General features: G+C 31.2%; 15 protein-coding genes and 1 tRNA gene. 7 read left to right on the plus strand and 9 right to left on the minus strand.

The window, feature by feature from the left end:
- The first annotated feature begins 100 nt into the window (after positions 1–100).
- Positions 101–745, plus strand: a complete 645-nt coding sequence (locus H574_RS0101260; RefSeq protein ID WP_027878799.1) for a hypothetical protein — start codon at positions 101–103, stop codon at positions 743–745.
- Between the two features lie 35 nt (positions 746–780).
- Positions 781–1,905, plus strand: coding sequence for a serine hydrolase domain-containing protein (locus H574_RS0101265; protein ID WP_027878800.1), 1,125 nt, complete (start codon positions 781–783; stop codon positions 1,903–1,905).
- 95 nt (positions 1,906–2,000) lie between these two features.
- Here the strand turns inward: H574_RS0101265 and H574_RS0101270 are convergent.
- Positions 2,001–2,085 (minus strand) — tRNA-Ser (locus tag H574_RS0101270).
- 191 nt (positions 2,086–2,276) lie between these two features.
- On the opposite strand from H574_RS0101270, the gene H574_RS0101275 reads away from it, so the two are divergent.
- The 3 genes from H574_RS0101275 (at position 2,277) to H574_RS0101285 (ending at position 4,730) form a co-directional block, all read left to right on the plus strand.
- A complete protein-coding gene (locus H574_RS0101275) occupies positions 2,277–2,906 on the plus strand; it encodes an NAD(P)H-dependent oxidoreductase (protein ID WP_027878801.1) in 630 nt (209 codons plus the stop codon).
- Positions 2,907–2,975: 69 nt separating this feature from the next.
- On the plus strand, positions 2,976–3,437 hold the full coding sequence (locus tag H574_RS0101280) for a thioredoxin family protein (RefSeq protein WP_027878802.1): 462 nt from the start codon (positions 2,976–2,978) through the stop codon (positions 3,435–3,437).
- A gap of 99 nt (positions 3,438–3,536) precedes the next feature.
- A complete protein-coding gene (locus tag H574_RS0101285) occupies positions 3,537–4,730 on the plus strand; it encodes a DegT/DnrJ/EryC1/StrS family aminotransferase (protein ID WP_027878803.1) in 1,194 nt (397 codons plus the stop codon).
- Here the strand turns inward: H574_RS0101285 and ribB are convergent.
- The 6 genes from ribB to tpx all read right to left on the minus strand — a co-directional run bounded on the left by ribB (position 4,727) and on the right by tpx (position 11,777).
- Positions 4,727–5,878 carry a 3,4-dihydroxy-2-butanone-4-phosphate synthase gene (ribB, locus tag H574_RS0101290; RefSeq protein ID WP_027878804.1) on the minus strand — a complete coding sequence of 384 codons (1,152 nt, stop codon included), beginning with the start codon at positions 5,876–5,878 and terminating at the stop codon, positions 4,727–4,729. The two genes, H574_RS0101285 and ribB, sit on opposite strands and share 4 nt — an antisense overlap.
- A 48-nt stretch (positions 5,879–5,926) precedes the next feature.
- A complete protein-coding gene (locus tag H574_RS0101295) occupies positions 5,927–7,777 on the minus strand; it encodes an LptF/LptG family permease (protein WP_081653159.1) in 1,851 nt (616 codons plus the stop codon).
- A 9-nt stretch (positions 7,778–7,786) separates the two neighbouring features.
- Positions 7,787–8,428 carry an outer membrane lipoprotein periplasmic chaperone LolA1 gene (gene lolA1, locus H574_RS0101300; RefSeq protein ID WP_027878806.1) on the minus strand — a complete coding sequence of 214 codons (642 nt, stop codon included), beginning with the start codon at positions 8,426–8,428 and terminating at the stop codon, positions 7,787–7,789.
- Position 8,429: 1 nt separating this feature from the next.
- Positions 8,430–10,844 carry a DNA translocase FtsK gene (locus tag H574_RS0101305; protein WP_027878807.1) on the minus strand — a complete coding sequence of 805 codons (2,415 nt, stop codon included), beginning with the start codon at positions 10,842–10,844 and terminating at the stop codon, positions 8,430–8,432.
- A 62-nt stretch (positions 10,845–10,906) separates the two neighbouring features.
- Positions 10,907–11,305 carry a diacylglycerol kinase gene (locus H574_RS0101310; RefSeq protein WP_240471244.1) on the minus strand — a complete coding sequence of 133 codons (399 nt, stop codon included), beginning with the start codon at positions 11,303–11,305 and terminating at the stop codon, positions 10,907–10,909.
- On the minus strand, positions 11,271–11,777 hold the full coding sequence (gene tpx / locus H574_RS0101315) for a thiol peroxidase (protein WP_027878809.1): 507 nt from the start codon (positions 11,775–11,777) through the stop codon (positions 11,271–11,273). Before tpx ends, H574_RS0101310 begins: the two co-directional genes overlap by 35 nt.
- A 207-nt stretch (positions 11,778–11,984) precedes the next feature.
- Here tpx and katG point away from each other — a divergent pair, with 207 nt between their 5' ends.
- The gene (katG, locus tag H574_RS0101320) at positions 11,985–14,231 is read left to right on the plus strand and encodes a catalase/peroxidase HPI (protein ID WP_036226962.1); all 2,247 of its coding nucleotides are present in this window, start codon (positions 11,985–11,987) and stop codon (positions 14,229–14,231) included.
- 60 nt (positions 14,232–14,291) lie between these two features.
- Positions 14,292–14,762 (plus strand): ankyrin repeat domain-containing protein, encoded by a 471-nt coding sequence (locus tag H574_RS0101325; RefSeq protein ID WP_027878811.1) that lies wholly within the window; start codon positions 14,292–14,294, stop codon positions 14,760–14,762.
- A 26-nt stretch (positions 14,763–14,788) separates the two neighbouring features.
- On the opposite strand, the gene H574_RS0101330 is transcribed toward H574_RS0101325, so the two are convergent.
- On the minus strand, positions 14,789–15,046 hold the full coding sequence (locus H574_RS0101330) for a DUF6952 family protein (protein ID WP_027878812.1): 258 nt from the start codon (positions 15,044–15,046) through the stop codon (positions 14,789–14,791).
- A gap of 9 nt (positions 15,047–15,055) precedes the next feature.
- On the minus strand, positions 15,056–15,364 hold the full coding sequence (locus H574_RS0101335; protein WP_027878813.1) for a thioredoxin family protein: 309 nt from the start codon (positions 15,362–15,364) through the stop codon (positions 15,056–15,058).
- Positions 15,365–15,413: the final 49 nt, after the last annotated feature.

Raw genomic sequence — 15,413 nt, forward strand, 5'->3', positions numbered from 1 at the left:
GTTTGAAATCATAATTCAGGACGATTAACATTCACTTCTGTCTCATCTTTGTCACATCAAATAATCAATCAAAAAACGAACAATTTAAATATCAATCACAATGAAAAAATTAATAATTATTAGCTTAATACTATTCTCAATTCACGGTTTTGCTCAACAGATTTCAAAACAAGAAAAACACAATGACTCAGATTTAAAATACAGAGTTAGTTTTCCGGCAATTATTTTAGGAAATATTGGAAAAGGTGGTGAAAGAACCAACACGCAACACATTGAATTACACGTTAAACGTGAGCTTGACGCCAAAAACATCGTTGGTATAAAATTTGCCACTTGGCGCTTGTTTCAACCTATGGGCATTCAATGGTGGGACGGACTTACAGATAAAATAGATTCGGAAACCGAATTTTATCCTGGTTATTTACGAGAAACAGGTATTGGTATCTCTTATCAACGTATGCTTTGGAAAGGGTTATTTGCTTCGGTTGAAGTGTTGCCATTATACAAAACCTATTTAGATCTTGATGACAAGAAAATAGCTAACGGTTTTAAACTTTACAATTCGTATCATTTTGGTTATCATTTTGCTTTTGGTAAAAAGAAACAGTTTTTTATAGAGCCACAATTTCATTGTAATGTTTGGCATTTTGACACCAATACGCCAGATTCATTTAAGCAACTCGACAACAAATGGGATTCTTATTTCTTATTTGAACCCAACCTTTATATTGGTATAAAATTTTAACTTACAAAACCATTATTCAACAAATTATTAATATTATGAAACATCTATTTCTAGCTTTAATGTTTTTAGTTGGATTGTCAGCTATTGCTCAGAAAACAACAGAATCTATAATTAAACAATGCTTTAAAACCGAATTAGAAAAGGAAAATATTAAAAGTGGAATACTACACGTATATTCTGAATCCCTTGGTATCGATATTCAGTTAGCAGAAAGTAAAGAAGATTCTATTTCAATAAATCACCCATTTTACACAGCTAGCATTACCAAGATGTTTACCGCAACAGCAATTGGTATTTTAAAGGATCAGAACAAATTAAATTTTGAAGATAAGATTGCTGGATATTTACCAGATTCATTGATTACTAATCTTCATGTTTTAGGAGGTAAAAACTATTCTGAAGAATTAACCATAGCAAATCTATTACAACATACCTCTGGTTTACCTGATTATTTCACCGATGAAACAAATGACGGAAGTCCGAATATCATCAATCAACTATTAATGAAACCCAATAAATTGTGGTCTACTGGAGAACTGATACAATTTTCTAAAGAAAAAATGACACCTCATTTTGTTCCTAGTAAAGGTTATCATTACACAGATACTGAATATGTGCTTTTAGCTTTGATAATTGAAAATGTAAGTGGTTTATCGTTAGATGAGTTTTTTAAGCAACATATTTTTCAACCTTTAAAGATGCATAGTTCATATGTTAACTTAAAATCGTCTTCTATAAAAAACAAACTTCCAAACGTTAAGTTTTATGCGAGTCAATATGAATTATCGTCTCTTAAAAGCTTAAGTGCCGATTGGGGCGGAGGCGGCTTAGTCTCAACCACTCACGATTTAATAGCATTTTTAAAAGCCTTTAATACCGATAAAATTGTAAAGAAAGACACACGTTTAGCCATGCAAAATTGGGTAACTGAAACAAAAGGAATGGAATACGGTTTTGGGATAAGACAAGTGTCTATTGATGAATTAACTAACACAGAATCTGACTTGCAGCTTATTGGTCATTCTGGATCTACAGCGTCGTTTTTATGGTATTGTCCGCAATTAGATACTTATATTTCGGGGACTTTTAATCAATTAGAAGTTTCGAAAAGCGCTTTAATACTAGTATATAAAATATTAACAATGATAGAAAAACAATAGGCTTATTCTTTTTTAGCTAGAATACATAAATTTACACCCATATTTATACCTAAAAGTAAAAACCCTTGCAAAACAATGTTTTACAAGGGTTTTAGCGGAGAAAGAGGGATTCGAACCCCCGGAGGTGTGACCCTCAACAGTTTTCAAGACTGCCGCATTCGACCACTCTGCCATTTCTCCAGTGTGTCTCATTGGGTATTTCCCAAATGCGAGTGCAAATATAGATAGCTTTTTGATTTATTTCAAATAAAAATGAACTTTTTTTATAAAAAAAATATTTTCAGATTCTGCTAGAGTTTAAGTATGTTAAATTTATCTTTTTAGGACTCTATATATCAGTAAGCTATATTATTTTTGCTCAAAAAATTAAGATGGATATTACACAAGATTTAAAATGGAGATATGCTACAAAAAAATTTGATAATAATAAAAAAGTATCTAAAGATGATATCGATAAAATTTTAGAAGCTTTTAACCTTACAGCTTCTTCTTACGGTTTACAACCAATAAAACTTGTTGTTTTGCAAGATGAATTAAAACAAGAAGAGTTAGTAAAATTTTCAATGATGCAACAACAAGTAAAGGATGCATCACATGTTTTAGTTTTTTGTATAGACTCTGAAGTTAATGAAGATAAAATTTCAGACTATTTTAATTTAGTAAAGCAAACTAGAAATACTCCAGACGATATTTTAAATCCTTTTAAAAAGTTTTTGATTGAAGATTTCAAACTAAAAACTCAAGAAGAAATTGAAGCATGGGCAAAAAACCAAGCATATTTAGCTATGGGAAACTTATTGACTGTTTGTGCTATGTTAAAAATAGATTCATGCCCAATGGAAGGTTTTAACCCAGATAAATTTGATGAAATTTTAGGTTTAAATAAACTAAATTTAAAAAGTGTATTGGTTATGCCCATAGGTTATCGTTCTGAAGACGATTTTATGGCTAGCCTAAAAAAAGTAAGAAAGCCTATAGAAGATATGATCATCTTTAAATAATGTAATATCTTGGCTTAATTGTTGTTATTTAGATATAAATAATACATTTGTATATATAATTTTTAAGTAATGAAACATTTAATTTTCATATTTAGTTTATTTTTTTCTTCACTTTTATTTTCTCAAGAGGAAGATCATTCAAGTTTAAATTGGTTAACAGACTTGAACAAAGCAAAAGTAGAAGCAACATCTTCTAAAAAACCTATTTTAGTGTTATTTACAGGAAGTGATTGGTGTGCACCATGCAAAATGTTAAAAGAAGATTTTTTTGATTCTGATGAATTTGAAACTAAATCTAAGCAATTTGTTTTATTAATGATTGATATACCAAGACGTACAGATATAATTACAGAAGAACAAAGAAAAAAGAATTTTGAAGTTGTAAGAAAATACAATAAAGAAGGTAGTTACCCTAACCTTGTTGCTTTAGATGATAATTTGAAAGTAATAGGAGAGCTGTCAGGCTATACTTTTTTAAGAGAAACAGATAGACATTTTGCGTTTTTAGATTCAATATTAGAAAATTATTAAATATTAATAACCAATAGAAAAAAGCGTTGTGACTTTATGTTGTGACGCTTTTTTTTTCTTCTTATTAATAGTAAATTTGAAATTAATAAAATAAAAATTATGCCAGGATTTGAAAGCTTTGGTGAAGCAGAGCGAAAAGAAGTACAAGATGTATTAGATAGCGGTATATTAATGCGTTACGGATTTGATGCTATGCGAAACGGACATTATAAAGCTAAATCTTTAGAAGAAGAATTACAATCTACTTTACAAGTAAAGCACGCACAATTAGTTACAAACGGAACAGCTGCAGTCTCTGCGTCTTTAGCAATAGCAGGAGTAGGAGCAGGAGATGAGGTTATTGTACCTTGTTTTACATTTGTGGCGTCTTTTGAAGCTATTATGATGCTAGGAGCTATACCTGTTTTAGTAGATATAGATGACACATTAACTTTAAGTCCTGAAGCAGTAAAAAAAGCAATCACACCAAAAACTAAAGCTATAATGCCTGTACATATGTGTGGTAGTATGGCAGATTTAGATGCTTTAAAAGAAATTTGTGATGACAATAATTTAATTCTTGCAGAAGATGCATGTCAAGCTGTTGGAGGTACTTATAAAGGAAAATATTTAGGAACTTACGGTGATGTAGGTTCTTTATCCTTCGATTTTGTAAAAACTATAACTTGCGGTGAAGGTGGAGCAGTGCTAACAAATAATCCAGAATTTGCCAAACATGCAGATCAGTTTAGTGATCATGGTCATGACCATGTTGGTAATGATAGAGGAGCAGAATCTCATCCAGTTTTAGGTTATAACTTTAGGATTTCAGAACTTAATGCTGCAGTTGGATTAGCTCAAGTAAGACGTTTGAAAGACTTTATAGCTATTCAAAAGAAAAATTACACAACTCTAAGAGAAGCGCTATCCGAAATTGAAGAAGTTACTTTTAGAACTGTTCCCGAAGGAGGAGAAGAAAGCTATGCTTTTTTAAATTTCTTTTTACCTAATTTGGATACAGCAAGGAAAGTTATCGCTTCATTTAAAGAGAAAGGTGTAGATGCTTGTTTTCATTATTACGATAATAATTGGCATTATGTACGTAAATGGGAACATTTAAAAGATATAAAAACACTATATCCTGTATCTAAAGAGGTAAAAGAAGGTTTGTCTTATCTAAAGGATAAAACATTTGATCAATCAGACCTCTTTATTGGTAGAAATATCTCATGCTTAATCAAATTATCTTGGACTGAAGCAGAAGTGAAAGAAAGAGCTAAATTAATGGTTCAAGCTATAAAAGAATCTCTTTAATAATTTACATATTCTACAATTTCTAACCCATAACCAATCATTCCTACACGTTTGGTTTGTTGTGAGTTAGAAATTAATTTTAATTTATGAATATTTAAATCATGAAGTATTTGGGCTCCAATCCCAAAGTCTTTATTGTCCATTGCTATAGCAGGAGCTTTTGTAATTTTATTAGGTACCTGTTTTTCTTTTAAAACCGAAAGACGTTGTAATAAATTCATACTTTCAGCTTGTTGATTAATAAATAAAATGGCTCCTTTACCTTCTTTATTTATTACTTTAAACATATTATCTAACTTTTGGTCTGCATTATTAGTTAAAGTACCTAAAATATCATTATTGACTAAAGTAGAGTTAACTCTTGTTAATACTTCATCCTTACTAGTCCAATCGCCTTTAGTTAAAGCAATATGAATTTGGTTATTAGTGGTTTGTTGGTAAGCTCTTAACCTGTAATTACCAAAACGTGTTTCTATATTAAAATCTTCCTTTTTAATTATTAAGGAATCGTGTTCCATACGATAAGCCACTAAATCTTCAATAGAAACTATTTTTAAATCGAACTTTTCAGCAACTTTTATTAATTGAGGTAAGCGCGCCATAGTACCGTCTTCATTCATGATTTCAACGATAACACCAGCTGGTTGAAGTCCAGCTAATCTGGCAAAATCTATAGCTGCTTCAGTATGACCAGTACGTCTTAAAACACCACCTTCTTTTGCTACTAAAGGAAATATATGACCTGGTCTTGCTAAATCATAAGGTTTTGTGTTTGGATTTATTAAAGCTTGAACAGTTTTAGATCTATCTGCTGCAGAAATCCCTGTTGTTACTCCTTGACCTTTTAAATCTACAGATACTGTAAATGCTGTTTCCATGTGGTCTGTATTATTAGTAACCATCATGTGTAGGTCTAATTCTTTACATCTTTTTTCGGTAAGTGGTGTACAAATTAATCCTCGACCATGTGTTGCCATAAAGTTGATCATCTCTGGAGTAACTAATTCGGCAGCAGCTAGGAAGTCGCCTTCATTTTCTCTGTCTTCATCATCAACAACTATAATTACTTTTCCTGCTTTAATATCTTGAATAGCTTCTTCTATAGTGTTTAATTTTACGTCTACTGCGCTAACTGTTTTTGTGCTCATTACCTTAAAATTTGTGCAAAGATAAGCTATTTTTAAGCTTTTATAGGTTTAAGAATTGATTTTTAGATTTCTATTAACATGAATAATAGGATAGAGGATAAAACCTAATATTTTAAATAAAATTGTCTCTTTAGTTTTATTTAAAGTTTTAAGTATTTTACTGTAGTGCCTAAATGTTTTTATATAGTTAAAAATAAAAACTATATAAGATATTGCACTAATCTGTATTCCTGCTTCTGCTAATTGTGGTAACTTATTGTTTTTGAAAACAAAAAATAATATAAATAAAGCTAGAGCCAATATATAGGTTATAAAGCTAATTTTTGAAAGCAGTTTAAATTCTTTTAAAGTAGTCTTATCTATTGGGTTAACTTTTGGTTTAATGATAGTTTCAGTAGTTTCACCTAAAGCCTCTGCTACAATAGCTCTTTTTTTGTCTTGATTGGTTGTTTGCGTTTTTGATTTTTTACTTCCAAATTTAGAGTTGTACCATTTTTTAATTGGTACTGTTATGTGGTCAAATTCAAACAAACCTCTATCTTCTGTAGCACGTTTTGTTAAAAATATACTTAGAGGAAACATTATTAATGTGGAAAACCAAGCCGAAAGAACTGGATTTAATTTACCATTTTTAGCACTATTTTCTGCAAATAAACCAATAAAATGATAGGTTAAAAATAATACAATTGCAATAACCATTGGTAAACCTAGTCCTCCTTTTCTAATTAAAGCACCTAAAGGAGCTCCTACAAAAAATAGAATAATACAAGCTACAGCTAAAGCAAACTTTTTATGTAATTCTATACCGTGTTTGTTAATCCAAATACTCTTGTTTTTTAGAGTTTTTTCTTTAGAAGTCATTATTTGTTTTGTACTTGATACATTATTTACAGCATAATCTAATAACTGCACTTTAAATCTAGTATCAAAGAGGTCTAATAATGGTCCTTCGTATATAGTATCTTTTTTTGACTTTAAAGAGATGTTTAAGGTAGCAATGTTTGTTCTATTATACATGGATTTAGAAAACTCCATGACATTATCTTGTCTTTCTAATTTAAGAGAATCTAAAGTGTGTTTTAGCTCTGCTATATTTAGCATCGTGTATTTATTATCAACATTTTTTTCGTCTAAATCTACATTATTTAGCTCTGTTAAATCAATGTTCATAATGTGCTTCTTAAACTCACTTTTTACAAATGGTTTTTTCTGGCGGTCTTTTAGTTTTTTGGGAGGTGTATCATCATAATAATACCCATCATAAAGAATTAGTTTTAGTATGTTAGAATCTTCATCACTTGCTAATTCTCCCGTTTCGGCAATTATAACAGTATGGTTTCCTGCAACTCTAGTACTACTTTTTTTATGTATAGTAACACCTTTTAAAAACTTACCGTTTTCGCCACTTTTTTCTTCAACTTTAATATTAAAATTATCACCAATGTCGTTAAATTGTCCTTCTGCTATTGCCATAGCTGGTTTAACTTTGGCTATATTTTTTCTTAAGTTATGGCTTTCGTAATGTGCCCAAGGAATAACGTTATTACTAAAGAAAAAAGTTGTTATAGATAGAATAAATATGAAAACACCTAAACCAGACATTGCTCTTTGAAGAGAAATACCTGTACTTTTCATTGCAGCAAACTCATAGTTTTCAGCAAAATTACCAAACACCATTATAGAAGATAACAAAATAGTAAGTGGTAAAATTAAAGGAATAAGTGTAGGAGTGATGTACATTAAAAACTTAAGGATAGTAACTACGTCTAAGTCTTTTCCTGCTAATTCTTTAATGTATAGCCATATGGCTTGTAAAACAAAAATCAGCATGAGTATTACAAACACGCTGATAAAAGTTTTTATGTAAGAGGTTAATATGTATCTATCTAGTATTTTCACCCCAAAAAATTAATCTAATTTGTTGATGTAGTAGTCCTTATACTTTTCTTGATCAAATGTAAATAAGGATTTTGATAATGTTTCGTTAGTTTTAAAAGAATTAACAGTTAGGGTTGTTTTAGTTCCGTTTTTGCCAATTTCAATTAGTCTATAAATGTGTTTCGTTTTATTGTCTATACCTAAAAGCACATATTTGATTTCTGAAGAAGAGTCTATCGGAGTTAATTTTACAAATTGTATTTTTCTTCCTTGTACATTTTGTACAATGTCCATTTTATAAGTAAATCCATCTTCGTAAAAGCTAAGCATTTTACTTGGTGTAATTGTATTTTGATCTTCATTAGAAACTTTAGACACAGTAACTTCTTCATCTTCTGGGCTTATACTGTATAAATTTTGACCATCAAAAATACGTGTAATACCTAATATGTTAAGTCTATATTTTTCACCTTCCATGATTACGTCACCACGTGTTTCTTGTTTAATATTTTCTTCAGTATTTTCTAAAACATATTTAAAGTCAATACTTATGTTTTTGTAATTTTTTGCTTTAGAAGAAACCTCGTCTAGTAAAGCTTTTGCTTTAGCGTCTTGCGCATAAGTTGTTAGAGTAAAAATTGTACTTAAAAAAAGGAATAATAACTTTTTCATTTTAATTTGTTTCGTTTTCTAATAGTTGTTCTAAAGCTAGTAAATCAGGTACTAACACTTGTCTTGCTTTACTACCTTCAAATCCGCCAACAATACCAGCAGCTTCTAATTGATCAATAATACGACCTGCACGATTGTAGCCTAATTTAAGTTTACGTTGTAGTAAAGAGGCAGATCCTTGTTGTGCTGTTACAATAATTTCTGCTGCTTCACGGAAGAGTTTATCTCTGTCCGATATATCTATATCAAGACTTGTGCCACTTTCTTCACCAACATATTCTGGTAATAAATAAGCATCAGGATATGCTTTTTGTGCACCAATAAAATCTACTATTTTTTCTACTTCTGGAGTATCTACAAAAGCACACTGTATACGTATCATATCATTACCTTGTGTGTAAAGCATGTCTCCACGTCCAATTAATTGGTCTGCTCCCGCACCATCTAAAATAGTACGCGAGTCTATTTTTGAAGTTACTCTAAAAGCAATACGTGCAGGGAAATTGGCTTTAATAATACCTGTAATTACGTTTACAGAAGGACGTTGCGTTGCAATAATAAGATGAATACCAATAGCACGTGCTAATTGCGCTAAACGTGCAATAGGTGTTTCTACTTCTTTACCAGCAGTCATAATTAAATCTGCAAATTCATCAACTACTAATACGATGTAAGGTAAAAACTGGTGTCCGTCGTTAGGGTTTAGTTTTCTAGCTTTAAACTTGGCATTGTATTCAGAAATATTTCTACAAAGTGCATTTTTAAGCAATTCGTAGCGATTATCCATTTCTATACACAACGAATTTAATGTGTTAATAACCTTTGTGTTATCCGTTATAATAGCATCTTCACTATCGGGTAATTTTGCTAAATAATGTCTTTCAATTTTATTAAAAAGTGTAAGTTCAACTTTTTTAGGGTCTACTAGTACAAATTTTACTTCGGCAGGATGTTTTTTGTATAAAAGTGAAGTTAATACCGCATTTAAACCAACCGATTTACCTTGTCCTGTTGCACCAGCCATAAGTAAATGAGGCATTTTGGCAAGGTCTATAACTAATGTTTCGTTACTAATGGTTTTACCTATAGCTATTGGTAATTGCATTTCTGATTTTTGAAATTTTTGAGATGCAATTACAGATCGCATTGATACGATTGTTGAGTTTTTATTAGGTACTTCTATACCAATAGTGCCTTTACCAGGAATTGGCGCAATTATACGAATACCAAGCGCAGCCAAAGATAAAGCAATATCGTCTTCTAAGTTTTTAATTTTAGAAATACGCACACCAGCTTCCGGAACAATTTCGTAAAGTGTTACCGTTGGACCAATAGTAGCTTTAATACTATCTATACCAATTTTGTAGTTATTTAAGGTTTCTACAATTCGGTTTTTGTTTTCTTCTAACTCTTGTTGGTTTATAGTTACACCTTCGTTATCATATTTTTTAAGTAGATCTAATGGCGGATATTGATATTTACCAAGTTCTAAAGTAGGGTCAAATTGTCCAAAATCTTCAACAAGCTTGTTAGCAAGATTATCAGTTTCAGATTCTTCTTCTTTTACTGTTTCTACTTCAATTTTAACGTCTTCTTCACCATTTTCTTCTTTAATCGAAGTTTTTAAAATAGGTTCTTCAACTTCTTCTTCATCTTTTGGTGTAGACACTTCAAATGTTGTAGATGTTTCGGTTGTTGAATGATTAGTAATTGTAGGCTCTACATCTTTATTGACTTCAAAAGCAGATTTTATATTTTCTGCTTCTTCAGAATGAGAATTATCAACAGGAGTAAAATCTTCTTTTAAATCGTCTTTAATTTCTGCTTTAGCTTTATTAAAAAGCGAAGCTATGCGTTGCGGAGTAAATTTAAAACGAACTGCTAAATAGGTTATAAAAGCAAAAATTAATAGAAGTACAGTTCCTAGTTTTCCTATATAATCTTGAAAAAAGGTGTTGACTTCAAAGCCTATTGTTCCGCTTAAAATATCGTTTTTAGAAGTGAAAAATCCGAATAAAATCGAAAACCATATAATTATTAATGTACCCCAAAACCAATGTCTTCTCAATTTGGTTTTGCTTAAATCCATTAGTACAAATACACCTGAAAGAAAAGTTAAGCCAGAAAATATAAATGACGCAATACCAAAACCACGTTGGATAAAAACATCACTTAACCAAGCACCAACTTTACTAAGCCAATTTTGTGTTTCGACATCTCTAGTTGTAAATTCTGATAAGGCACTTTGATCAGCTTTTCCGGTAAAAATAAAGGATAAAAAAGCAGTAAACAGCAAAAATCCAAGTATAACCAAAAAGCTACCTAAGACCAATTTTTGTTGATTGTTCAACGTAAAATCAGGTTTTTTAAAGCGCGGTTTGTTTTTGGTTTTAGATGTTTTTTTTGCTTTGGCCATTAATGGTTTTTTAATTTGGGTAAAAATACAAATTGTTAACGTTTATCCTAATGGATAATTGTTTAAAAAATCTTAGGAATATAAATTATTAAACCAATAATTGACGCAGCGATTGAAGCAATAAAAACAGCGCCAGCTGCAACATCTTTAATTATTCCAATTTTAGGATGATGATTGGGATGGATAAAATTTGCGACTTCTTCTACAGCAGTATTTAATCCTTCAATACTCATAACCATTCCAATAGCAAAGCATTGCATAATCCATTCTGTGTTAGAAATGGAGTAATAAAAGCCAGCAACAGTTACAATAATTGCAATAACAAATTGTATCTGTATACTAGCTTCTGTTTTAATTAAGCGTAACATACCTAAAAAGGCATATTTTACACTTTTAAGACGATTTATAATAAAAGGTTCTTTTGTATTACTCATTAGATAAAGCGCTAAGAGCTGCTTCATAGTTAGGTTCGTCTGCTACTTCTTCTACTTGTTCTGTGTAAATTACTTTTCCATTTTCATCTAAAATAACGATACATCTAGAATGTAAAGTTTCAAAAGGTCCATTTTTAAACGCCAAACCATAATCTTTACCAAACTCACCTGTTTTAAAATCTGATAGCATTTCTAAGTTGTCAATACCTTCTGCGCCACAAAATCTAGACATAGCAAAAGGCAAGTCTCTTGATATGCAAATTATTTTTGTGTTTTCTACTTCTGATGCTTTTTTGTTAAAAGTTCTTACCGATGTTGCACATGTACCAGTATCAACACTAGGAAATATATTTAAAACCACTTTACTTCCTTTGTAATCAGCAAGTGTTTTTTCTGATAAATCTGTGTTAGTTAAATTAAAATTTGGAGCATCGTTACCTACTTTAGGTAAATTTCCAACAGTTTCTACAGGATTGCCTCCTAGGGTTATTTTTGCCATAACATTTAATTTTTTTCAAATTTAAAAATAATACGCTAAACACACTTTTTAAACACTGTTTATTGTTATAATTTGAAATTATTGTTTTGTGAAATTACATAAACTTAACTTATACTTAAATAGTAATAATCAATTTTTTTGATCATTTTTTTGTAAATTTAATAGTTAATTTTAATGAAATATTATAAAAACTATAAAACTATTAATATGAAAAGCAATTCTAATGAAAATCCTAATGGAGAGAACTTCGAAATTAATGAAAGTTCAGCAAAATGTCCTTTTCTTAGCGGAACTATCAAAAAAACTGCTGGTGGCGGAGTAAAAAACCGCGATTGGTGGCCAAACGAATTAAAATTAAATATTTTACGTCAGCATGCACCAAACTCTAATCCTTTAGACGATGATTTTGACTATGCTAAAGAATTTAATAGTCTTGACTTTGCAAAATTAAAGCAAGAGGTGATAGATTTAATGACAGACTCTCAAGATTGGTGGCCTGCAGATTACGGTCATTACGGTGGATTTATGATTAGAATGGCTTGGCATAGTGCAGGTACTTACAGAGTAGGAGATGGACGTGGTGGCGCTGGTGGCGGTAACCAAAGATTTGCACCAATTAATAGTTGGCCAGACAATGGTAACCTTGACAAAGCAAGACTTTTACTTTGGCCTATAAAGAAAAAATACGGACGAAAAATATCTTGGGCAGATTTAATGATTTTAGCAGGTAATTGTGCTTTAGAATCAATGGGCTTTAAAACCTTTGGGTTTGCAGGAGGAAGAGAAGATATATGGGAACCAGAACAAGATGTGTATTGGGGAAGTGAAACAGAATGGGGCGCAAATGAAGCGCGTTACGGTGATAGTAATGATGTGAAGGAAAGAGATCTTGAAGATCCTTTAGCAGCAGTTATGATGGGTTGGATTTATGTAAACCCAGAAGGACCAGACGGTAATCCAGATCCAATGGGTTCTGCTAAAGATGTTAGAGAAACTTTTGGTCGTATGGCGATGGATGATGAGGAAACTGTAGCATTAGTCGCTGGTGGACATACGTTTGGTAAAGCTCATGGTGCAGCAGATCCTAGCAAATATGTTGGTGTTGAACCACATGGAGCTTCTATTGAAGAAATGAGTACGGGTTGGAAAAACACTTTTGGTACTGGAGTTTTAGACGATACTATTACTAGTGGAATAGAAGGTGCTTGGACACCAAACCCAACACAATGGGATCACGATTATTTTGATGTGTTATTAAATTATGATTGGGAATTAACAAAAAGTCCTGCTGGAGCATACCAATGGAAACCTACTGAAGCTTCAAAAGCTAGAAAAGCACCTAAAGCTGGAGATCCAAATGGGACACAAGATTTAATGATGACTACTGCAGATATTGCTTTAAAAACAGATCCTGAGTATTTAAAAATTTCTCAGAAATTCCATAAAGATCATAAAGCGTTTGAAGATGCTTTTGCTCGTGCGTGGTACAAATTAACACATAGAGATATGGGACCAATAGACCGTTATTTAGGTCCTGAAGTACCAAAAGAACAATTGTTATGGCAAGATCCAATTCCTAAAGTAAATTATAAATTATCTGAAGGCGATATTTCTAATTTAAAAGAAATGATTTTAGATTCTGGTTTATCAATATCTCAAATGGTAACTACTGCTTGGGCATCTGCTTCAACGTTTAGAGGATCTGATAAACGTGGTGGCGCTAATGGCGGAAGACTACGTTTAGAGCCGCAAAGAAGTTGGGAAGTTAACAATCCAAAAGAATTAGATAAAGTGTTATCAAAATTAGAAGGTATAAAAAACGATTTTGATGGTGAAGTTTCAATTGCAGATTTAATTGTACTTGCAGGAAATGTTGGTGTTGAACAAGCAGCCAAAAAAGCAGGTCATAATATAGAAGTGCCATTTGCACAAGGTAGAGGCGATGCTTCACAAGAACAAACAGATATTGAAGGATTTAATTATTTACAACCTATCGCAGATGGCTTTAGGAACTATATTAAATCTGATTTACAAATTGCAGCCGAAGATTTACTAGTTGATAAAGCTAATCTTTTAACGCTTACTGTTCCAGAAATGACTGTTTTAGTTGGTGGATTAAGAGTTTTGGGTGCCAATTATGATGGTTCTGATTATGGTGTATTTACCGATAAAAAAGAAACATTAACTAACGATTTCTTTACTAATATTTTAGACTTTACTTACACATGGAGTGCTACAAGTGAAGACGATAGATATTTTGAAGGTAGAGACAGACGTACTGGAGAAGTGAAATTTAAAGGAACTCGTGCCGATTTAATTTTTGGTTCTAATACCGAATTAAGAGCTGTAGCAGAATTTTATGGTGCAAATGATGCACAAGAAAAATTTGTGAAAGATTTTGTGAAAGCTTGGACCAAAGTGATGAATTTAGATCGTTACGATTTAAAAAAATAATCAAACAATTTTAATTTAAGAGTGCTTGCGTGTCAAGCACTCTTTTTATTTTATACAGCTATGACAGAAAACGAATTATTTTTTGCCACAATACAATCTGGCAATGAAGACAATATAAAAGCACAATTAACCAGAAATCCAGATTTGGTTAATATTAAAGATCAAAGAGGTTTTACACCATTAATTTTTGCAACTTATTTTAATAAAGAAAATATTGCCGAAATACTTTTAGAACATAAAGCAGACATTAACGGTAAAGATGCATCTGGTAATACAGCATTAATTGGTGTTTCTTTTAAAGGAAATACTTCAATTGCAGAAAAACTTTTGCAACATAAGGCAGACATTAATGCTAAAAACAATGCTGGTATTACAGCATTAATTTATGCAGCAATGTACAATCAAGTAGATATGGTAAAACTATTGCTTAAACATAAAGCAGATAAAACCATTGTTGATAATGAAGGAAAAAAAGCAATAGATTATGCAAAAGAAAAAGGCTTCAACACTATTGCTGAAACCTTAGAATAAAAAAAACACTTCATTTGAAGTGTTTTTTATTTATCAATCGATCCTAAAACGCGTTGCATAAAGCTGTTTACCGCTTCTTTTTTAGGCGTACCATCTTTTATCATTTTACTAACTTCAATAGCACCATACATATTAGAGATTAACTCGCCAATAACATCTAATTCTTCATCTTTTAATGAAGGTACTTCGGTTAAGGCTTCTAAAGTTTCTATAGTTTCAACTACGTAATCTTCGTCGTTGTCTTCTATAAACTGTGTAAGGTGTTTTATTACAGGTAATTTCATATTTTATAATTAAGCAACTTCGTTAACTAAATCTTTTAAAACGTCAAATTTGTTAGTTTGTACTTGATTAACAAAGTTTCCGTTTTTAAATGTTGCAAATGTTGGTAAGTTATCTACCGTTGCTAATTTTCTTGACTCAGGAAATTTTTCCGCGTCAGCGATAACAAAGGTTACATTTTCTAACTCGCTAGCCAATTTTTTTACTTTAGGCTTCATAATTCTACAGTTACCACACCATGTTGCAGAGTATTGTACAACTACAGTATCATTACTGTTTACTAATTCTTGTAGGTTATCTTGGTCTAATTCTTTAAGCATAATTGAAAGTTTTAGTGTAAACACCAAATTCTAAAATATAGAATTTGGT

Source organism: Mesoflavibacter zeaxanthinifaciens DSM 18436 (genome assembly GCF_000422365.1).
GTDB lineage: Bacteria > Bacteroidota > Bacteroidia > Flavobacteriales > Flavobacteriaceae > Mesoflavibacter > Mesoflavibacter zeaxanthinifaciens.

Excerpts from the sequence above, each read along its gene's own strand:
- H574_RS0101260 (WP_027878799.1), top strand. The coding sequence starts at position 101 with ATGAAAAAATTAATAATTATTAGCTTAATACTATTCTCAATTCACGGT.
- H574_RS0101265 (WP_027878800.1), top strand. The coding sequence starts at position 781 with ATGAAACATCTATTTCTAGCTTTAATGTTTTTAGTTGGATTGTCAGCT.
- H574_RS0101275 (WP_027878801.1), top strand. The coding sequence starts at position 2,277 with ATGGATATTACACAAGATTTAAAATGGAGATATGCTACAAAAAAATTT.
- H574_RS0101280 (WP_027878802.1), top strand. The coding sequence starts at position 2,976 with ATGAAACATTTAATTTTCATATTTAGTTTATTTTTTTCTTCACTTTTA.
- H574_RS0101285 (WP_027878803.1), top strand. The coding sequence starts at position 3,537 with ATGCCAGGATTTGAAAGCTTTGGTGAAGCAGAGCGAAAAGAAGTACAA.
- ribB (WP_027878804.1), bottom strand. The coding sequence starts at position 5,878 with ATGAGCACAAAAACAGTTAGCGCAGTAGACGTAAAATTAAACACTATA.
- lolA1 (WP_027878806.1), bottom strand. The coding sequence starts at position 8,428 with ATGAAAAAGTTATTATTCCTTTTTTTAAGTACAATTTTTACTCTAACA.
- H574_RS0101305 (WP_027878807.1), bottom strand. The coding sequence starts at position 10,844 with ATGGCCAAAGCAAAAAAAACATCTAAAACCAAAAACAAACCGCGCTTT.
- H574_RS0101310 (WP_240471244.1), bottom strand. The coding sequence starts at position 11,305 with ATGAAGCAGCTCTTAGCGCTTTATCTAATGAGTAATACAAAAGAACCT.
- tpx (WP_027878809.1), bottom strand. The coding sequence starts at position 11,777 with ATGGCAAAAATAACCCTAGGAGGCAATCCTGTAGAAACTGTTGGAAAT.
- katG (WP_036226962.1), top strand. The coding sequence starts at position 11,985 with ATGAAAAGCAATTCTAATGAAAATCCTAATGGAGAGAACTTCGAAATT.
- H574_RS0101325 (WP_027878811.1), top strand. The coding sequence starts at position 14,292 with ATGACAGAAAACGAATTATTTTTTGCCACAATACAATCTGGCAATGAA.
- H574_RS0101330 (WP_027878812.1), bottom strand. The coding sequence starts at position 15,046 with ATGAAATTACCTGTAATAAAACACCTTACACAGTTTATAGAAGACAAC.
- H574_RS0101335 (WP_027878813.1), bottom strand. The coding sequence starts at position 15,364 with ATGCTTAAAGAATTAGACCAAGATAACCTACAAGAATTAGTAAACAGT.